The sequence below is a fragment of the Paenalkalicoccus suaedae genome, from assembly GCF_006965545.2.
Classification (GTDB): Bacteria; Bacillota; Bacilli; order Bacillales; family Salisediminibacteriaceae; genus Paenalkalicoccus; species Paenalkalicoccus suaedae.
In genome coordinates, this window is record NZ_CP041372.2 from 2,917,680 (window position 1) to 2,937,606 (window position 19,927).

Below are 19,927 nucleotides of genomic sequence, written 5' to 3' on the forward strand. Positions count from 1 at the left end.
CATCGCTCCCTTTCCAGCCTATATAGTAGTAAGCTCTATCGAATTTTAATGTAATCAGCGTCAGCGGATGGCGGTGAGCTCTCCTCATATCCACGAGTTAATCTGAATTCCACGGTATCCCCTTTTTCTATATCGGTTAACTTAATTTCGTTTCTGTTTTCGTCATAGATGGTTGGCTCGTAAGCTTCCTCGAGATAAATAGTTAACTCTGGATTATCTTCGTACTGGAGCCACTCAGTAGGACTAACTGATATTATTTTCTCTGAATGGACCTCAAGCACCGTCGCAACTTTCAACTCTTCTTCATCCACCTGCTCTGGCGCATTACCGTCATCTCCATTAACAGAGGATGCATCCGCATGTATCTCATCACTTTCGTTCTGCTCCGAACATCCTGCCACTATCAACATAAGCAGCACAATAACAATTGCTTTCACCCTACCCCTCCTCAGAAAACCTAGTAACGCGCTTCTAAAGTGTTAGTCGATTTCTAAAAAAGGAACGTTACATAAATGGTAAACTTCGTTTTAAATGCCTTATAAATCCTTCTCCTAATTCATAAAGAAAAAAACCGTATTCTCGCTTTAATTTCAAAAGCAATGATACGGTTTCGTCGTGGCATTTATTATCATAATGGGCAATATAACAGAGACAACCTTACGTTTATAAACTTTAACAACCCGCTCTTCTTTGATACTATTAAACTAGCTTTTCAACTATCAAGAAAGAATGAGGAGGCGCTTAGTTGTTTGATCACATGTCGGATGGAATGGCGTTGAGCATTTTATTAGAAGTCCTCGTTGTAGGCGGTATCTGGTTTTTAATTTTCCTCGGAATCATTTATGCTACTACGACATTCGTTCCTTACGGATTCATTATCATCCAATTCCTATTCTTATTTACGTTATTACTCTTCACAAACACGCTCATCCAATCTCCACTAACACTATCCTTCGAAGACATACCCATCGTTTGGTACTCCACATCGTTTATCGTGCTTTATGTACATATGCACAGAAATAAATAGTACATAGTAGATACAATTTAAGAGCAGGCAGACTCGTAGGACATTCGGAGACAATCCATAGGAATAGGCTGTGAATGAGACCCCGCAGGGAAGGCGATCTTTGCCGAACCGAGGAGGCTCAGGCACAGACCCTATGGATGTCGGAGAGTGTCCGGAGAGCTGACTGCTCTTACTCTTAATACAAATTAAACTGTAAGTAACTAGTTAGCACTTAAGCATTTAAAGCTCGAAGAGCTTAAAAACTGGTTTGCACTTCATCGATTGAAGCTCGAAGAGCTAGATTCCAGAGTCCCTACCCGTTTTTCTGTAAAAAGAACTGAAAGATCGTATCTCTGAAGCCTGAGAGATCCTCGTGGCCGAAGTCTGGATAAATCTCGACGCACTTTGGACCAGTGAGCTTATTGTACGCCGCAAACTGTGTCGACGGCGGGCAAATCGCGTCTGCGAGGCCAGTGCCCATGAGCACGTCCGCCTTCACGCGCGGCGCGAGATGCTGAATATCGATGTAGCCGAGACGACGGAAGGTCTCATCGACATGCTTGTGCGTCGGATCGAAGCGGCGGAAATAGCGACGAATATCCTCGTAGGCATCGACCGCAAGATCCATCTCCCACACACGCTTGTAGTCGCTCAAAAACGGATAAACCGTTGCCACACGCGACACACGAGGCTCGAGCGCTGCACAAACTAGCGCGAGCGCGCCGCCCTGCGACCAGCCAGTCGCGTAGACGTCGGTCACATGCTCCTGATCAAGTGCGATTCCAGCTAGCTGCGCGCAATCCAAAAACACGCTCCGGTAAAACAAATCCTTCGGCTCGCCTGCAAGCCCGCGGGTAATGTGCCCCTGCTGCGTGTTGCCGATCACTCCTCCAACATCCTCCGACAAACCACCCTGCCCGCGAACGTCGAGCGAAAACACCGAGAAACCAGCCGCCGCAAAGCCTAGCTTTGTCTGCCAGTCACCAGAATTCGTGCCATACCCATGGAACTCCACAATCGCCGTTCCAGGCTGCACATTTTTAGGACGCACATATTTCGCATGCACCCGCGCGCCCTTCACACCCGTAAAATACAGATCAAAACAGTCCGCAAAAGGCGTCTGGAACGCCGCCTCTCGTATTTCGATCTGCGCGTCCACCTCTGAGAGCTCCTTTAACGCTGCCTCCCAGTACGCATCAAAATCCTCCGGCCGCGGATTGCGCCCCGCATACTCATACAAAGCCTCAATTGGTAAATCCGTCAGTGGCATCCAAGTCCCATCCCTTCGTCATCGCCAGTCGCCAGCGCTCGAGCTGTGGCAACAGTCGTTCGTGTAAAAACGACATCTTTTCTGCTGTTTGAGAAAACTCGTCGTCGAGCTTCGCTGCTGTCACGGTATACGTATAAAAGGTCTCAAGCTCTTCCTGTGCTTGTTGATCGTGAGTTATTAGCGAATGCATCGTCATATTCTCAGGACCATACGTTAACAGTCCAGTCATCACACTTTTAATGAGACGATCCGCAATGTCGTCATCGTCCTTTATGTAGCACTCTGATGCATAGCGGAGTGCTTCCTCTACTTCTTTTAGTAAGCCTAGGTAAGACTGTAGGAATTGCTTTTGTTTGATTGTTAACTGTTTCGACATAGGCCGCCTCCTTTCCTCTAGCTTAGCAGGAAAGTGAAGGAATTTCATACTTTGTGTTAGATCATGAGTTGATAAAGTGCCAACTAGTTTTAAGAGCAAGTGCCTCAGCTCTTCGAGCTTAATTGCTTAAGGGCTAACTATTTTAGTTCAAGTACCTCAGCTCTTCGAGCTTAAATTGCCTAAGTGCCAAATAGTTTAAATCTGCTCTTCGAGCTGTCAGCCCTACGAACACTCTACGACATCCATAGGGCCGGTCTTTGAGCTTCCTCGTCGGCAGAGCTCGACTGCCGTCTCCCTCTAAACGCCTCCTGTGGGATCTCAAAAACCTCTTCCCCCTATGGATTGTCTTCGAATGTCCTCCGGGTCTGCCAGCTCTGCGTTTGATTTAAAAAGTTCATGAAATAGAGCTTTTCTTTTGTAAGAAGAGCTTACTTAAGTATGTTTTATTGGAACTTAGATAAGTGGGTCTTTAGCAATTCAGGTTTTATCTACCGTATTTTGAGTAGACTGTACCGTACACAAGATTTATGTACCGTATAAAAAATAAATGTACCGTACTCATAGTTTATGTACTTTGAGGGGAGCGTTCTCTATTAAATGTACGCTATACGAGATTTATGTACCGTGTAGAAATTTTATGTACCGTATTTGAGATAAATGTACCGTGAGCAAGATGCTTTAAATAATACCTCTCTTAAAGCGAGATACGTACTTACGCCTAGTAAATCAATAAATAAAGAAGAGCATTTTTATAGAAAATTGTTACCTCCGGTCCTCCGAAGCGAAGGTTGGCGTCTCCTAGAGGGGCACTTCCGCGCAGCGAAAATCCTTTCAGCCGGCCCCAGGACGGATGAAATAGTTGAGCAAGCCCCTCAGGAAAGCGCCAGCCGAGAGCGTAGGAGGACCGGAGGTCCATAAAGAAAAAACGCCCCAAAATGGGACGCCTCAACTGTTACCCACGAAAGCTTGCCGCTACTGCCGCTGCCTGCTTTGCTTTCGCGTATGGGTTATTGATATTTTGTTTTGCGTATGGATTTACTGCTGGTTTTACTGGTGCTGCCTGCTGCTCTGCCGCTTTTGCCGGCTCCGGCTGAGGCGCGCTAGCGCTCGGAGCCGCTGCACTTGGAGCACTTCCTGTTGTTGCCGCTTGCGGCTTTGATCCAACTGGCTGTTTGTCTTGCCCGGATCCGTGGCGTTGCACACGATCTAGCTTTATGACTTCTTTCCAGGTTTCTGTAAAATCAGCAACAAATGACTCGGCATTTTTGAGTGCTTCGAGGTCGTTCTTTGTGTTGGCCTCGACGAGCTGGGATAGGATGTACTCATACAGCTGGAGCATGTTGCGGCTGACCTCGATCTCTGTGTTGAGTGTGACGGTGAGCTCGCGAATGATCGCCTGAGCCTTCATGAGCTGGAGGTTCTTCTCCTCCATGTTCTTTGCCTCAATCGCCTTCTCAGCGCGCTTAATAAACTTCAGACATCCCTCATACAGCATCAGCGTTAGCTCCCCCGCTGACTTTGTCTCCATTGATGTTTGCTTATATGTTGCGTACGGATTATTCACTGCCATCTCAAACTCCCCTTCTAACGCACATGCGTGTCGTTCATGCTAATTTCCCTTATCATGTACTTTATATCGACCAATCTACTAAAGAGTTTAGGCTAGACGACACATTTGTGAGAAAAAATAGTACGACTTTTGTCGATGTGGATAACTTGTAGCTGGCAGTTGGTTCACGTTGGGTTTGGGGTGCGATAGGATGCGGATTGTGTTGGTAGCTGGATAAGTGCGGTGGATAAGTGGTGTGGGGGGTTGGTTAATTGGTGTTGGTTTCTGGTTAATTGGCGCTCGTTTTCGGTTTATTGAGCCGCGCGAACGGTTAATCGACGCTCACTTATAGTGGATAACTCTATATGTCTGCAGTGTTAAGATCCATTTAACCAACTGCCAGTAATCGAAGACCTAAGTTAATAAAGGGCCAGCCGCAAAGCCTACTCTTGCGTAGCTTTTTACATATTGTCATAACTGCTCCCTATAAACGGTTTATTGCGGCTCGGTTTCGGTTTATTAACCTGCTTGAACGGTTAATCGAGGCCCTGTTCCGGTTTATTAACCTGCCTGAACGGTTAATCGAGGCTCCTTTCCGGTTTATTACAACAATTTTTCGATTAATCGCACCGTCCCCCAAAAAACAGTAAACAAAAAAAGCCCTCGCGAGGGCTTTTATCATTAACATCAATGTTATCGGCGCTCGTCAATTAAAATGCCGGCGAATTCCAGCATGGACGAGATCATATCTAAAAACTTTTCGGGTGGGATTTCCTTGATGACTTCTTCGGTTTGCTTATCGATCACCTTTACCATGGTGCGGTTCAGGCGCTCGTGCTGCTCGAATTGTAGCGCGCGATCCTTGAATAGTGCTAGGTCGTTCATTGCTTCGAGGCCGCGGTCTAAATCATCCTGGCTCCATTCCTTACTTAGTTCGCGTGAATCAAATTCTGCCTTACGTGATGATGTATCAATACTTCCGTGTGACTCATTGCTCTGTCTATTTTGAGAGACGCTTCGCTCGGCTTGTTGCGGCTGCTTTGTCGAAATCTCGTGAATAGACGGAGAACCTACTGCGTTCACTTCCATGTGACCAGCTCCTTCGTCTTTTTCTATATATCGGCACGAAGAGAACTGTTTTAAAGAACAATTCAAATTATTTTTTTGAATCGAAGAAAATGCCGTCAGTCGTAGGACCATCATAAGGGTTTTCGTATTTTTGACCGGACTTTTTGCGGTGCTTCAGCTTGTTAATATCCTGCTGAATAATTCCTTGGAAGATCTTAAGCTTCATTTGAATCACCTTGTTCATTTCGACGATTTCTTTCGCGACGACTTCTTCGTCATCATTCGAAGGAGGCTCTACACCAACTAATAGTTCTTCACGAGCTGCAAGCATGTCCGTCACTGTTTCGATATACGTATCACGCGTATCATCGGTTGGCATTGGCTTACTGAGGTGTGCATGAAGCTCCTGCGTGCCCTTGTAAATAGCTGTGTATTTTGTCATAAAAGTCCCTCCTTCCTTATCATCAATGTCATTCGTTAAAACGAACAATTATCTCATATTACCACCAAACATTTGCGCGAATAATGCTTCAGACTGAGAGTTCGAGCGAGAGATTGCTTTCTCCATCGCCGTAAACTGCTTCCAGTAGCGCTCCTCGACCTGCTTTAAGCGGCGCTCAAAGTTAGACATTTGTTGCTCAATGCTATTTAGCTCACGTCCGAGCGTAAACTGCTGATTCACCGTACGTCCACGCATACCGCCTGCGCGCTGCGAGATCTGATCGATCATCGTATTGGCGCTCTCACGGACGCGACGCGCGATCCCTTTATCTGCCTGAGTCGGACCATCGGCCGCAAACAGCTGGAAGACTCCCTCTGCATCGGCTTCGATCGCCGCTCGTAGCTTATCCTCATTAATCTCAAGCTTTCCGCCGTCCTGGAAGTTACGAGTTGTCGTAATACCTATAGACGTTAGCTGACGAAAATCGGTTGACGCACTAGAATTAACTGGGGCATAAAGTTGACTACGGAAGCGATTGACACCGTTACTTAGTAATGCATCGTTACGAAGCAGACCACTTTGTGCTTTCTCTTCCCACTTTTCGATCTCCGACTCCGAAAGCTGCTCGCGCTGCTCCTCGGTTAACGGAGGATAATCACGAAATACCTCTTGACGAAGACGACCGTTTGCCATGTCTATTAGCTCGTTGTAGTCATCTACAAACTTTTTAATAGTATCAAAAATCTTGCCTGTATCACGCTCTGTCCCAATAGTAACCGCACTTTGGCTTTCTGTAAACGTTTGGTGCAACGTAAGCGATAGACCGTTTAAGTCAAAGGAATTTGTTTGGCGCTCCGTTGTTAATCCATTCACCGTAAAGCGAGCGTTTTGCGCCGCTGTTTCTGCCGCATCGGACATGTTTAAGCCAGCCGTAAAGAAATCGCCGCTAAACTGCATTTCGTTGCCGCCAGTATTGCGTACCCCCGTGTCTTTGCGAACGAAGGATACCTTGTCCTGAAAGCTATCGTAAAACGCACTCACGCCTGCTCCTGAAGCGTTAATCTCGCTCATCATCGCATTTAATGACTGGTCGGACGTAAAGACGAAGTCCGTTGTTTTGGGATTACCGTTATTATCATACGTTGTAATGGACGCATCCGAGAAAAACACTGTCCCAGCTGGATCTTCTTTAAACTGGGTAACCTCCACGCGATCGCCACGGTTTAAATTACGTCCAAAAACAAGCTCCCCATCGTCTTTCAGTAACACTTCTGTCGCTAAAAGATCATTCGGCTCCTTGTCGGTCACTACTTTAAACGAACTACCATTCACCTTTACGACAGTCGCCGTTGGATCAGCCATAGACTGAGCAATTGTTAGAGACGATTGTGATTGGCTCACCGTAATTGTCTCTCTATTGCGAAGTCCTTTTTTCCAAATACCATCGTCGTTGCTCGTGCTAAACGCACTGTCAGCAGGTAGGTTTTGAGACGCAATGCTTTGCGTCTGGTTGAGCTTTTGGCTGCCTGAGATAGCAGCCGTGCTCACGTTAGTCGCCGCTGTTGCGAGGCGATCAACGGAGCTAATGCGAAGCGTCGTTGCCTGCGAGTTAGCCGCAGCCGTTGCACTAACAAAGCCACTGTTTGAAGTTGTTGCTTTATTTGCAAGCATATTAGAAGCTCGCATAACGCCGTCAAAGATCGACGTTCGAAAAGCCTCCAGCTTCGTATTCACTTCTCTATATTGATCCATCTTCCACTGGACCGTTTGCTTGCTTTGCTCAAGCCTACCTACAGGCATTCGCTCGGCGCGCATCAAATCTTTTACCATTTGATTAATATCCAACCCACTTGCAAATCCCGTAAGTCGCATACGCGTCACACCTTTCCCTATTCGATTGTCTATTTAATTGTCTCGTACTTATCTACTTACTTTATCGGCTAGGGAGAAAAATAATTAAAGAGGTGGGTAGTAAAATAGGTCTAGAGACCTTATTCTACTGCCCATTTGCGATCGCCTGTAAAGGAGACCGTTAACCATTTTTGTTCGGTGATGCGATCTAAATACGTGGATAGTTCTTCTCTTATGCGGTCTTGTTCCATAACTGTTTGAACGTCTGACTCGGTAGAGACGACGAAGTCGATTTCTACCCAAAGCGTTTTACCGACCTTGGATACCCGTACGAAGGATTCGTTGATCTTGTGATCATGTTCTAGTTTTTTGACGAGCTGGGAGAGCTTCTGCGTTGTTTCTCCCGCAGGGGTCATATCAAGCACTTCGCGCAGCGCGATTCTCATCTCGACGAGTGGGAATTTGAGGAAGTAGATCGAGACGATGATGACCATGATTGGGTCGACGTATGGGACGACGGCGGCGGTTGCTGGGATTTGGGCTAGGATGATGGCGATGATGAATCCGACGAATACGCCGACGGAGACCATGGTGTCGAGTAGCCATTGGTTGGCTTCGGCGCGTACGAATGCCGAGCTTGTTTTGGCTGACTTGCGCTTAATATATAGGAAGAATCCAAGACACGCGAGCATGCCGATGGTGGAATAGATCACGGTTGGTCCGAGTGCGATGTCGCGGCCACCTGTTGCGACGGCGACGATGGCGGCGATGAGTGATCCTACGACGAGTAGTAGGATGACGGTGTATTTAATTAAGATGACGAGCGGCTGGATCATATCTTTGCCATACGGGAAGCGATCCCAGTCGGCTTTTGCGATAAACGATGCTGCTGCGAGTGACGCGAATGAGAGTGCGACGCTCACGAGTGAGTAGAGGCCGTCGAATAGAATAATTTGCGATTGAAACAGGAGTCCGAAGATGATTCCAGACACCGAAAAGACAACTGCAGCGACGACCGATAATATTAACATGTTGCGTTCCATTTTTATGTTACCTCCATGCTTGCTTTAAAAAGAGTAGTAGCTCTTGTCGTGCTTGTTCGGGCGGGTGCGGCTGAGTGTTTGATAGATAATACGCCTCTGCCCCATGCTCGACGAGTCCAACGGATAGGTTGGCGATGGATGCGACGGACATGCTTTCTCCGAAGCCGAGCTCTTCCATCGTTTGCTCGAGCCATGCATAATACGGACGATACACGTCGTCCCAGCGTTCAAAGGAATAATATAGCGCCATTCCGGAATAGCAGAAGGAGATGAACTCCTTAAATTCGTCGGTAATCTCAAACGTCGAATCGACGAGCGCTTCGGCTAACGCCTCCTTAGATGGCTCTTTTTTGGTGTAATGATCCTGCAGTCTTTGTAGCTGCTCCTCAAGGATCATCGTTGCGATAGCTGGCACCATTTCACTTTTTGAGGAAAAGTAAAGGTAATACGTCCCCTGAGCGACGCCAGCTCGTTTTACTATTTGAGAAACGGACGTTTTCTCGAAGCCGTTCTCTTTAATGAGTTCCATGGCAGCTTGTAGGAGCTGCTCGTATTTTTGTGGGTGTGGCATGTGTGGTGACCTCCGTGTGAACTGTTTTTGGTTCTTATAAGTTCTCTCTTTTGACTGACTGTTTAAGTGAAGTCGCCTTGACTGACTGTCAGTCATTTTCTGTTTTAAGTGTATCATGGAGGTTTAGGGTGTGTCAACTGGGTTAGTTTTACGTGCAGCTCTTCGAGCTAGATGATTAAGTTCCAACTAGTTATGAGATTAGTGCAGCTCTAGCGAGCTTTGATTGCTTAAGTGCCAACTAGCTTAAATCAGTCAAGCATGTGTGGAGAATGAAGGTAAGAGGAGTCAGCTCTGCGAACACCCTTCGACATTAGTAGGGTCTCTGTCTGAGCTTACTCGCCCTGCAGGGTGCGGCTCTCGCCTTACCCTAAACGCCTCCTGCGTGATCTCATCCAGAGCCTATTCCTACTAATTGTCTCCGGGCATTCTCCGAGTCTGCCTCCTCTTGAGCTTCTTTTAAGGTTAAATATGGATTAGAGTAAAAACTGTAAATGGTTGGTTGAGTTCTTATTGTTCTCGTCACTTCTTTGATGTTGCTCGTCATTACTAGCTACTTTCTCTTCACTTTGCCACTGGTTCTCTTCACAACGGATTCCGTTTGCTTCACTTCTCTTACTTTACCCCTGACATCGTGATTAGCTAAACAAATTAAACATAAAATCAACGTTGCCCCGTGCTGTCGCCACATGCGGGGTCTTTATAAGTGGCAGTTAGGCAATTGATGGGTCCACAGCTATTGGACTGTATATGAGGGGTAGACAATTCGAAGAAGTTAAAAGCACTATTCGAATAGATAAACACGCTCCTTTTTCACCTGCTCATAGAGCTGGCAGACCCGGAGGACATTCGGAGACAATCCATAGGGGAAAGAGGTTTTTGAGATCCCACAGGAGGCGATTAGGAGGAGACGGCAGTCGACTCCTGCCGACGAGGAAGCTCAAAGACCGGTCCTATGGATGTCGTAGAGTGTCCGTAGGGCTGACAGCTCGGAGAGCTGTGTAAAACTAGTTGGCTCTTTATCTTCAAAAAAACCTCCCCGCACCACAAAGGCACAAGGAGGTCAATATTACTACTGCTGGGGTCCCATGAGAGATGCAAACAGGGATTCAGCTTGGGCGTTCGATTGTGAGATGGCACGTTCCATTGCCGTGAACTGTGCCCAGTAGCGGTTTTCAATTTGTTGTAAGCGACGCTCAAAGTTCGAGATGCGGTCGTCTGTTTGTAACAGCTCACGACCTAGCGTGTACGTCTGCGGTGTCGCAGAATCCGAGCGACCCGCACGATTACCGATGTCCGTGATGCTTCCTTGAAGCGTGTTACGCAGGCGACGTGCAATGCCCTGTTCAGCTGGCGTGGCGCCGTCTCCTGCAAAGAGAGCAAATACTGCTTCTGGATCTTCTGCAAGCGCAGCGCGGAGCTCGTCTTCGTTTACTTCTAACCGACCACGATCTTGGAAGTTACTTGTTGTTGTGATACCGATTTGCGTGATTTGTGTGAATGTACCATCACCAGCAACTGGCGTGTAAACGTCCTGACGCATGTTATTTAATGCTCCATTAATGATGCTGTCATTACGTAACAAACCACTATTCGACTTTTCTTCCCACTTCTCAATCTCAGACTCAGATAGCTCCGAGCGTTGCTCATCTGTTAATGGCGGGAAGTCGCGGAAGTACTCCTCGGACACCTTGTCATTAAGTCCACCGATCATCTCGTTGTACTCATCGACAAACGCCATGATCGTGTCAAATGCACGATCCACGTTATTATCCACAGATAGACGCACCGGTCCCTCAATATTCTCATTGAGCGTTACCTGCATCCCATTGACAGAAAACGTGTTGCTCGTGCGCTCCGTCGCTAGTCCATTGATCGTAAACGTTGCGTTGCGCGCTCCTTGGTCTTGTGCAGAATCAAGGTTTAGCGCTTCTGTTAAGAAGTCACTTTCGACTGGAATCCCATCATCGTCAAGTGAGCCGAATATAATCTCACCATTACCATTAGGATTGAACTCCCCTGTCTCCGTTCGTTGCATGGAAACCCTATTGGAGAAAGGATCAAAGAAAGCTTGTACGCCTAAATCTGAGTTGTTAATAGCTGTTAAGACCGTGTTTAACGAGTCATTTTCTGAAAAAGAGAAGTCCTCTGTCACCGCTTCGCCGTTAGCATTGAAGGTTGTCATGGAGAACTCGATCGAGCCGTCTGCGCCGACTCCACTAGTTGCCCATTCGGATATAGCACCCGCTGCGTTGACTTCATCGCCAAGCTCGCCGTTACTAAACGACGTTGCCGCTTCTGCGAGTGTCACATCAGAAATTGTGTACGATCCAGCTGGAGCCGCTGATCCTGCTGTTGCTGTAATCGCCGATTCATTTGTGCTTGTAACGGACTTCGCGAGCATGTTGGCTCCACGCATGATTCCGTCAAATGTACTTTCGCGGAACTGCTGGAACTGACGGTTTACGGAGCGGTACTCTGCAACCTTAAACTCCGTCTCAAATTTAGCCTGTTGGATTTTAATAAGAGGCTGCCTCTCCGCATTCATGAGGTCACGCACCATCTGGTTAATGTCTAAACCAGAGGCGAACCCAGTTAAACGATCCATCGAATCACCCTTATCTATAGTTTGGTTACTCTAAAAAAAATCGAAGAGCGCTACGTCTCCTCGGTTTTATACATCTTCACTATTGCTATTATCGACTAATTTTTAGAGATGTTTAGAGCAAATACCAAATTAGTAAGTCGGCGAATCCATCGCTTCATATAAAGAAGCAAGCTCCTCTTTGCGCTCCTCCATCTCCATTCGTAGCTCCGCAATCTGCTCATCACAGGTCGCATTACCTATCTCATTTGCTAACACTCGTAATTCGACTAGTTTTTGTTCCACTTCACCAAAAAGCTCCTGCTGCTTTTTTACCCATTCTAACTGTTGAAGTAAGAATTGTCGTCTTTCATCCATGACTTTACTCCTTTACCTCTAGATATTTATAGTATATCAGAACTAGTTGACACGATCTATCAAAATGTTCAAATATTAGTAAATTTGTTACGATAGACAAAAGGAGTGATTACCTATGTCCAAAACAACCGTCACAACCGCCTGGCTACAGGAGAATCTTGATCGTATCGTCCTGCTTGATGCCACCGTTTTTATGCGAGAAACCACAGAAGGACTCTCCATAGAAAGTGGCTACGACGCATACCGATCTGTTCACTTGCCACAGGCACAGTTTGCCAATTTATTAGAAGATTTTTCTGACCAAAGTGGTACTTTGACTGCTGCTCCACATAATCAATTCGTCACGGCTGTGCGCCGTTTGGGGGTCGATGACAGTTCTACTGTTGTTATTTACGACAGAGGCGCAGTCGTGGGCGCACCGTTTATGGCTTCTGATTGGGCCTCCCGTTTGTGGTGGCAGTTTCGCCTCTCGGGTCATGACGATGTCTTTGTTTTAGCCGGAGGCTTTGACAAGTGGCATTCGGAGGGACGTCCGACTACTTCGGACTCTTACGAGGTTAGCCCAGGAAATTTTGAGGGGAAATACCGGCCGGAGCTGCTTGCAACGAAAGAAGATGTGTTTGAAGCAATGTCGAATCGCGAGGTGGCGCTGTTGAATTGTTTGTCTGGCGCGGATTTCCGCGGGGAGTCGAACAACTATCCGCGTCCGGGTCACATTCCGTCTAGCGTGAACATCTTTTTTGGCGATGTGAGCGATGCGGATTCGCAGGGGCTTCCTTCTCAGGAGCGGCTCACGGAGCTGTTTGGTGATGTGCTTGATAAGGAGAAGATTATCGCCTACTGCGGCGGCGGGATTGCGGCCACGTGGAACGCGATGGCCTTGTTTGAGCTTGGTCGCCACGATGTCGCGGTGTACGACGGCTCTTTAATGGAGTGGGCGAGCGACGAGTCGCTGCCGCTGGAGAGGTAGACTGTTTATTTTGTTACGTTCTTTTATAGTGCTGGCGCCTTCGGCGTCCCTGCGCGTCGTTTGCTACTACCGTGGTTGCTTACTCAACTATTTCGATTTGCCAACGGCCGCTCGAAAGGATTTTCGTTGCGCGTAAGAGCTACCACTGGTAGTTACGCAATCGACGCTTCGGATCGCCTTCGTTTAAAGTAAACATATATGAGAGCTATATTGATGAATTGCCAGCCGTAAAAACCGTTTGAGTAACGGTTTTTGCATATTGTTATAATTGACCTGCAGTTTGTCATAATTCTTTCTCGCATTGTCATAATCGAACGTTCCATACGGATAACCGTACCTACTATTCAACTAATTTCCTCATCCAACAAAAAAGAAGCCTCGATGAATTTCTACTCATCTTCGGCTTCTTTTTTCTATAAGGACACGTCAATATGTCCTCCTAAATGTGGTTGTGCGGCGTGCTGTAGGGCTTGCGCATCCGCGGATGCAAGCAGTTTTGTTAGCCCGTCGGCTTGAAGTGTTGCCATATCAAGCGACTGCTTCATCACGGCGATCGATGCCTGCTGTTGCACGTTTTGCTGGCTCATTCCCATAGCGAGTCTCGCGATATCCAACTCTCCACCTCCCTTCCATCTTTCTACCATTACATCGGACTCTTTCCCACTATTAACAATAGGTCTATTGGTACGTTTTCACTTGAGAAAATGTGGAATACTTTACTGTACACTATTTAATCAGACAGAAAGAAGGTATTTTCCATGAAAAAAGTACTTATGCTATCAGGTCTAACGCTCATGCTTGCGGCGTGTGGATCAAACGATGATACAACAACTCCAATCCAGTCAGGTAACGATACAACGAATAACACTGTTACAAACGATGCAGGCACAGACAATACAATGACAAACGACGGCGCAGATAACGGTATGACGGATGATACTGCCGACAATAACATGTCGGACGACGCTGCCGCAGGAGACGAGTCTTCTACATTCGCATACGGTGTACGTGACTTTGACCTCGACATCGAACTAAGCGATGGATCTGACTATCAATATGATTATGATGATGAAAATGGCAACATTGAAGCGGAAATCGAAATGGAAGACGGAAGTGGAAGTGAAACAGGATCAAGCGGAGCAGCAGCTCAAGAAGAAATCGAGTCTATGCTAAACGCACTCCAAATCGTTCCATCAACAGACCCTGACGATGCGATGATGCAAATCGTCGACTACCTCGAGCTTAACGAAGCTGACATCACAGAGTTTGATCTCGAAATCGAATTCGAAGATGGCGAACGCCTAAGCATCGACCGCTAATCATACAAAACCACTAGATTCCACGTGGAGTCTAGTGGTTTTTATTCAGTTCGTTCTTCTTTTATTCTTAGCGAAAAGTACGGCTTCATTTCTACATAAAATAACTGCTTAAAGTCACCGTTATCCACTGTCAGCAACATCTCGGCGCGCTCCTTCTTATCGCGAAGAATCTTCATCTTTATTACACGCTCAAGCTCCAACTCCATCATCAGATTTCCTGTTTCTCCCCTCTTAACTGACATACTCACATCTCCACTAGCAGGACAAAGCGATACAACAACTACCTCTTCTTTAGTAGAAAATTGATATGTTGCCGTGTTATAAAAAAACGGAACTTCCTCTTTAGAGTCCGCAAGTTCAGGCTCACAGCTAAAAAATGAAAATAACTCCCACTCATCAGGAAAGTGCTGCATATGCCATCCCTCCTTCATTAAATAATAAGTTAAACTTTATGAATTACTATTTCATGCTAATAAAGTGTCAACTAGTCAAACCATCTCAGATAGAACTATAAATCATCCCCATATATAGAAAAAAGCCTCCCAAAACGGAAGACTTCCTTCATTTAAATGAGAAATCACGTAAATATATTTACATTCATAGACATTGCACCACGTTTATGTACCGTACAGCAATTAAATGTACCGTGTGCAACTTTTATGTACCTCAACCTCACTTAACCTAAAGCTAGGCAACGCACCAACGCCTAGTGATCCATAAATAAAAGCATCACATCTAATAAAACTGTTCCCCTTCGGTTTCCCGAAGCGGCGGGAGTGGTCTCCTAGAGGAGTCTCTCGCGTTTCCGAAAATCCTTTCGATCGGCCATTGGTTTGGCCGATCGAAATAGTTGAGCAAGCCCCTCAGGAAAGCGCCAGCCGAGAGCGTAGGAGGACCGAAGGTTCTCCATCATCTAACTTTAAATGTGAGGCGCCAACAGCACGTTCAACTCATCGCGCCACTTCTTCGCCCGCGGCATCAACGTAAACTGCGAAATCTCCTTCGCCTTGCCATACTCCCCTTTATCACACGCAATCACAAGATGGCTTAACCCATCCTGCACACCCATGCCTTTATCAGCAAGTGGCTTAACCGAAAGCTTCTTCGCAAGCGGCGTAAGCGACGTGTTAACCGTTTGGAAATTCGTCATAGCAGACTCCAGCGAATCCATCGCTGCCTCAATTTTATTATCGTGCAGAAGGCGCTGCGCCTCCTCTAATTTCTTCACCATCTCATTTCCATGAGCGTGGACTTTTTCTAAAACAGCCTTTTGCTTCTTCATGCTGTCCCTTCCCCCTTTACATTCCTCCCCTAAGTATACCAAATACTCTGCAATTAATGGAAGCCCGTCTTCGACATTCCACTAATCCCCGTCTTCTTGTCAATATGACACCTGTCATATTAATTTCCTGACATCTATGCCTACTACCAGGTACTAATTTTTCATACACTAGAGACATCAAGCAAGTACACGAAGATAGGGGCGATAAAGTTGAGTAAACAACAACAAATGCAACTCCGTAAAAGTGTTCAGCCATTTACTTCGTCAGACACCAAAAAAAGCATCTGGCAAATCGTCAATACAATATTACCATTTTTCTTACTATGGTACCTAGCCTACCAGGCGCTAGCCGTCTCGTTCTGGCTCACACTACCAATAACTATACTCGCAGCGTTCTTCGTCGTGCGAACCTTCATCATCTTTCATGACTGCACGCACGGCTCCTTTTTCAAAAATAAACGCGCGAATAAAATACTCGGCACCATCACAGGCGTCATCACCCACTTTGCGTTTGAGAAGTGGAAGCGAGCTCATACGATCCACCACGCCTCAAGCGGCAACTTAGACAAACGCGGCATCGGCGACATCTGGATCATGACCGTCGACGAGTACAACAACGCAAGCAAGCTACTGCGCATGCAGTACCGCCTGTATCGCAATCCACTCGTCATGTTCGGCCTAGGCCCGTTTCATCTGTTTTTAATCGACAACCGCTTCAACCGTCGCGGCGCGAAGAAACAAGAGCGATGGAATACGCATTTCATAACAGGGACAATCGCCGTTATTTACGCACTTCTCATTGCTGTCATCGGCTGGCAGGCGTTCGTGTTAGTCCAGCTTCCAATCCTGTTCGTATCAGGAGCAATGGGCATCTGGTTATTCTACGTACAGCATCAGTTTGAAGACTCCTACTTCGAGAACGAAGATGAGTGGGACTTCGTTAAAGCAGCAGTAGACGGCAGTTCGTACTACGAGCTTCCGAAAATCATTCAGTGGCTTACTGGTAACATTGGTTACCATCATGTGCATCATTTAAGTCCAAAGGTGCCAAACTATAATCTAGAGCGTACGCACAATGAGACGGAGCCGTTACAGAAGGTAACGAAAGTAACGCTTAAAACAAGCGTTGAGGCGATTCGTTTTAGATTGTATGATGAAGCGAACAAAACGTTTGTGAGCTTCAAGGAGGCTGCGACTCGTCGTGGCGGGAAGCCTACGCATAAGGTTTCTGCATAATCATGTGACAGTCCGCCGTTTGGTGGGCTGTTTTTTATTATGTAGGTCAAGGGCGGGACCTCCGGTCCTCCTGCGCGGCGTTCGCTTCTACCTGTGTTTGCTTGCTCAACTATTCCGCCCGGCCTCAGGCCGTGCGGAAGGATTTTCGCCGCGCGACAGTGCCACACTGGTAGTACGCTACCGCCGCTCCGGAGGACCGGAGGTGGGTTTAAAATACGTTAACCACCCTCTATTTAATAACTACTAGGCGTAAGGTCGTTGCCTAGCTTTTATAAGAAGAAACAGTAATATATAGGTCATTTCACTAACAACTATAAGGTGAATGTTGCTCACAGTTCATAAATTTTATATACGGTTCAATTAGCCAGAATACGGTTCACTAATTTCTCATACCGTTCATAAATCTTGCACAGGGTTCATTACCTCCAATTCTGATCATTATATTGAAAAATGTTCAATAAATGATACAAAAAATAAAAGGCACCTAATCTACATTTATCGGCGAATGGAAATCCTCTACGAAAAGCCCTGATTCTCTAATCTTTTGTAACGTGTCTGCACACTTTTTTTCACTACCAATAAACATGTAGTAATCGTGACCGAAATGTACAAACATGCTATCATTTGCGTGTAATCTACACCATATATGTTCTCTAAGGATTAGCCTGCATAAAAGAGAAATCTCCACCTTATTTAAGCTAATTCCTTCTGAGGTGTGACTGTAGAGCTCTCTCATTTTTTGACTGTATATCTCATTAAACTGACTAATCTCTAAGGCCTCTTCCCATTTTTCTAGCCCTCTGACTTCGAGAGTTTCGATTTTAAGGCAGTCCATCACACGAACGACCGCATCAACGTAGCTATTCTCAACTTGAAGATAATCGTGGATCGTGATTGGAGTTAGACTGCCTTCAAAAACATGACATATATCACTAATGGACGTCCACTCTTCACGTAAATAGTTCCCATTATAACTTCGATAACCTGGATCATATTTTGTGATGCGCCAATTGAAATGTATCGGCATACTTCAGTAGCCCTCCTTCTCCCTTAAACGATAGTAGCTGAGGCTTCACCATTTAATTAAAAATAGAGATTAATCTCTTCCCCAAAATCGTTCAATCTCCTTTGAAGCAATCCTCGTATGTTCTCCCATATAAAAATTCGCCCTCTGCAATACTTCTTTATCATCACCCAAAACTTCTAATATAGATACTTGCAGAACATTCTGTACTTCTTCATTACCTTCAACAGCCATTACTTCTAATAGCTGGAATAGTCTTTTTAATTTTTGTTTATCATTGTTTTGCTTTAATAGTTTAACTAGAATTAAACAAACATCATCGCCATAAAATACATGAGCTAACAGTTCACCATAGTCTTCTAAATGCTCATGATATGCCGCTTCAAACTCTGGGAACTCTTTCAAAAAATATTCGGTAAATGTTATCTCGTTCACTTATTTTCCACCTTAGCCTTTCGGTAGTCTTACTTATGCTTAAATTATTACAAGCTAAATAGTTTAACAGCATTCTTGAGACGTTAGTATTTTATGACTAAGCTTCTACCGTTTCATCATTCATTTAATACATATGAATACCATCCATATTTTTCGATTTCTTTTCGAGTAGGCTCTATAACCTCAACCTCATCTTCCTTAAATATATGATTAGATATGTAATCCACACTATCCCATTGCGACACACATTCAGAGCATTGAAGGAGCAACTTTTCACTTCCTTTCTCCTTCACTATCTCTATCCAGCCTTGATTGCACAATTTACACCATGCGACTTTAAATTCATAGAAAAGCAAGTCGATCTCTCCTAACTATCTTTTATGGATTTCTTCCTAACTTACTCAAAGAATATCGGTTCGAACTCAACATTTTTATCTAATGAATGTGACACAAGCATGTTATATAAATTTTTTGAGATTAATAGTAAACTAGTACAATTTAGACCTGCTCCAAACTTTTCAGAGCTTTTAATAATATCCACATTTATGTTATCAAATGCATTTTTTTAAAAGTGAATCCTCTAGCTGTATAAATATATTTGATGCTCCCGCATTTACGACAGGTCATCACTTCATTTACTGATTGTTCTAGGTCTATGAGTGCTGGTTCTAAAGTACGTTGTACATGTATCTGTTTAATCTCGTTGAGTGGTTCATTCCCTTTTGACTTTAGTACATCATGAATTTCATAACCTTTAAGCCCATTTTCTTTGAGTGCATGAACAACATGATTAGTCACAAAGAGCTCATCTTCAATCCAATGAAGCATTAAAAAGTTTCTTTTTCCCCATTTTGGGTTCTTTTTCACCTTAAATTCTTGTTTTTGTCGAAGCCCACAGCCGCATCCTTCGCAATAATGAGTAGTGTCAAAAGTAGTCTCGACATACTCATCTTCTGGTTGGGGATATTCCCATCTGTATGTAGGTCTAATTGTATACCAAGTAGCGTTTTTCATCTCACTCTTTGAATAGATACTTTCAGCTATAGATGAGAGATCTTCTCTATCTAGTAGCCTTTCAAATTCCTTTCTCCACTCTTCTTCTTCCTTTTCGACTATATAGGCAACCACCAGATCTATTTCATCCTCTTGAATGTTTGCGTTATGATCTTTTAAAAAACGAATAAACGTTGGGTTTATATCTGTCTTGTCATATACAATTCTGTGCCTGATTCTCATAGTCAAAGCCCCTTATTTGTACCGTATTTTAAATTAGTTAGTGATTGAATACGTGCTTATCTCATCTCTAACATTACTCTCATCCCATGTTGATTGGTGTGCCTTTTTCATTAGTAAGCTGCTTAAATAATGTATCATCAATGCTTTTATTCTGATGACTTAATGTGAGTGCTATAGAATGAGCGTGGAATGTACTGATTAAACGTAATTATCTCCTCTTGAGGTTTTCCTACTAAAGAAAGTTCTAGCATGCCAACCTCCCTTCTCGTGCTAAAAAACTTGTATCTCAC

General features: G+C 45.1%; 21 protein-coding genes and 1 pseudogene. 4 read left to right on the plus strand and 18 right to left on the minus strand.

The features are described 5' to 3' along the window. Positions 1 to 35: 35 nt before the first annotated feature. Complete coding sequence (locus tag FLK61_RS15560) at positions 36 to 437, minus strand: hypothetical protein (RefSeq protein WP_176010283.1); 402 nt, start codon at positions 435 to 437, stop codon at positions 36 to 38. Between the two features lie 308 nt (positions 438 to 745). Between FLK61_RS15560 and FLK61_RS15565 the strand changes: the two genes are divergently transcribed. After that, positions 746 to 1,027, plus strand: a complete 282-nt coding sequence (locus FLK61_RS15565; protein WP_176010284.1) for a hypothetical protein — start codon at positions 746 to 748, stop codon at positions 1,025 to 1,027. 292 nt (positions 1,028 to 1,319) lie between these two features. Here the strand turns inward: FLK61_RS15565 and FLK61_RS15570 are convergent, their stop codons facing one another. The 10 genes and pseudogenes from FLK61_RS15570 to FLK61_RS15615 form a co-directional block, all read right to left on the minus strand. Next, on the minus strand, positions 1,320 to 2,276 hold the full coding sequence (locus FLK61_RS15570; protein ID WP_176010285.1) for an alpha/beta fold hydrolase: 957 nt from the start codon (positions 2,274 to 2,276) through the stop codon (positions 1,320 to 1,322). Then, positions 2,251 to 2,652, minus strand: coding sequence for a DUF8042 domain-containing protein (locus FLK61_RS15575; RefSeq protein WP_176010286.1), 402 nt, complete (start codon positions 2,650 to 2,652; stop codon positions 2,251 to 2,253). The genes FLK61_RS15570 and FLK61_RS15575 overlap by 26 nt, the downstream gene beginning before the upstream one ends. 1,180 nt (positions 2,653 to 3,832) lie before the next feature. Further along, a pseudogene (gene fliS, locus FLK61_RS20095) lies at positions 3,833 to 4,222 on the minus strand (flagellar export chaperone FliS); the annotation flags it as partial. A gap of 672 nt (positions 4,223 to 4,894) precedes the next feature. Continuing rightward, positions 4,895 to 5,290, minus strand: coding sequence for a flagellar protein FlaG (locus tag FLK61_RS15585; RefSeq protein WP_176010287.1), 396 nt, complete (start codon positions 5,288 to 5,290; stop codon positions 4,895 to 4,897). A gap of 67 nt (positions 5,291 to 5,357) precedes the next feature. After that, positions 5,358 to 5,711, minus strand: a complete 354-nt coding sequence (gene fliT / locus FLK61_RS15590) for a flagellar protein FliT (protein WP_176010288.1) — start codon at positions 5,709 to 5,711, stop codon at positions 5,358 to 5,360. Positions 5,712 to 5,759: 48 nt separating this feature from the next. Then, positions 5,760 to 7,583, minus strand: a complete 1,824-nt coding sequence (locus FLK61_RS15595) for a flagellar hook-associated protein 2 (protein WP_176010289.1) — start codon at positions 7,581 to 7,583, stop codon at positions 5,760 to 5,762. Positions 7,584 to 7,702: 119 nt separating this feature from the next. Continuing rightward, positions 7,703 to 8,605: a cation diffusion facilitator family transporter gene (locus tag FLK61_RS15600; RefSeq protein ID WP_176010290.1), complete on the minus strand. Its 903-nt coding sequence runs from the start codon at positions 8,603 to 8,605 to the stop codon at positions 7,703 to 7,705. 7 nt (positions 8,606 to 8,612) lie between these two features. Continuing rightward, on the minus strand, positions 8,613 to 9,176 hold the full coding sequence (locus FLK61_RS15605; protein ID WP_176010291.1) for a TetR/AcrR family transcriptional regulator: 564 nt from the start codon (positions 9,174 to 9,176) through the stop codon (positions 8,613 to 8,615). A 1,069-nt stretch (positions 9,177 to 10,245) separates the two neighbouring features. Next, positions 10,246 to 11,781, minus strand: a complete 1,536-nt coding sequence (locus tag FLK61_RS15610) for a flagellar hook-associated protein 2 (protein ID WP_176010292.1) — start codon at positions 11,779 to 11,781, stop codon at positions 10,246 to 10,248. A gap of 129 nt (positions 11,782 to 11,910) precedes the next feature. Then, positions 11,911 to 12,135: a hypothetical protein gene (locus FLK61_RS15615; protein ID WP_176010293.1), complete on the minus strand. Its 225-nt coding sequence runs from the start codon at positions 12,133 to 12,135 to the stop codon at positions 11,911 to 11,913. Positions 12,136 to 12,250: 115 nt separating this feature from the next. Here FLK61_RS15615 and FLK61_RS15620 point away from each other — a divergent pair, with 115 nt between their 5' ends. Continuing rightward, the gene (locus FLK61_RS15620; protein ID WP_176010294.1) at positions 12,251 to 13,105 is read left to right on the plus strand and encodes a sulfurtransferase; all 855 of its coding nucleotides are present in this window, start codon (positions 12,251 to 12,253) and stop codon (positions 13,103 to 13,105) included. A gap of 413 nt (positions 13,106 to 13,518) precedes the next feature. Here FLK61_RS15620 and FLK61_RS15625 read toward each other — a convergent pair whose 3' ends face one another. Beyond that, positions 13,519 to 13,749 carry a YjfB family protein gene (locus FLK61_RS15625; protein WP_249777613.1) on the minus strand — a complete coding sequence of 77 codons (231 nt, stop codon included), beginning with the start codon at positions 13,747 to 13,749 and terminating at the stop codon, positions 13,519 to 13,521. 114 nt (positions 13,750 to 13,863) lie between these two features. Here FLK61_RS15625 and FLK61_RS15630 point away from each other — a divergent pair, with 114 nt between their 5' ends. Further along, complete coding sequence (locus tag FLK61_RS15630) at positions 13,864 to 14,424, plus strand: YusW family protein (protein ID WP_176010295.1); 561 nt, start codon at positions 13,864 to 13,866, stop codon at positions 14,422 to 14,424. Positions 14,425 to 14,465: 41 nt separating this feature from the next. Here FLK61_RS15630 and FLK61_RS15635 read toward each other — a convergent pair whose 3' ends face one another. Together FLK61_RS15635 and FLK61_RS15640 are read right to left on the minus strand one after the other, a co-directional pair. Then, entirely contained in the window at positions 14,466 to 14,837 is a 372-nt protein-coding gene (locus FLK61_RS15635; RefSeq protein ID WP_176010296.1) for a hypothetical protein, read from the minus strand. 506 nt (positions 14,838 to 15,343) lie between these two features. Then, the gene (locus tag FLK61_RS15640; RefSeq protein WP_176010297.1) at positions 15,344 to 15,706 is read right to left on the minus strand and encodes a DUF8042 domain-containing protein; all 363 of its coding nucleotides are present in this window, start codon (positions 15,704 to 15,706) and stop codon (positions 15,344 to 15,346) included. 210 nt (positions 15,707 to 15,916) lie between these two features. Between FLK61_RS15640 and desA the strand changes: the two genes are divergently transcribed. Further along, entirely contained in the window at positions 15,917 to 16,942 is a 1,026-nt protein-coding gene (desA, locus tag FLK61_RS15645; protein ID WP_176010298.1) for a Delta(5) desaturase DesA, read from the plus strand. 484 nt (positions 16,943 to 17,426) lie between these two features. Here desA and FLK61_RS15650 read toward each other — a convergent pair whose 3' ends face one another. The 4 genes from FLK61_RS15650 to FLK61_RS15665 all read right to left on the minus strand — a co-directional run bounded on the left by FLK61_RS15650 (position 17,427) and on the right by FLK61_RS15665 (position 19,637). Further along, positions 17,427 to 17,969: a hypothetical protein gene (locus FLK61_RS15650; RefSeq protein ID WP_176010299.1), complete on the minus strand. Its 543-nt coding sequence runs from the start codon at positions 17,967 to 17,969 to the stop codon at positions 17,427 to 17,429. Positions 17,970 to 18,038: 69 nt separating this feature from the next. Continuing rightward, positions 18,039 to 18,401: a DUF7674 family protein gene (locus FLK61_RS15655; protein ID WP_176010300.1), complete on the minus strand. Its 363-nt coding sequence runs from the start codon at positions 18,399 to 18,401 to the stop codon at positions 18,039 to 18,041. Positions 18,402 to 18,517: 116 nt separating this feature from the next. Further along, positions 18,518 to 18,757, minus strand: coding sequence for a hypothetical protein (locus FLK61_RS15660; RefSeq protein WP_176010301.1), 240 nt, complete (start codon positions 18,755 to 18,757; stop codon positions 18,518 to 18,520). Between the two features lie 187 nt (positions 18,758 to 18,944). Beyond that, positions 18,945 to 19,637 (minus strand): hypothetical protein, encoded by a 693-nt coding sequence (locus FLK61_RS15665; RefSeq protein WP_176010302.1) that lies wholly within the window; start codon positions 19,635 to 19,637, stop codon positions 18,945 to 18,947. Positions 19,638 to 19,927: the final 290 nt, after the last annotated feature.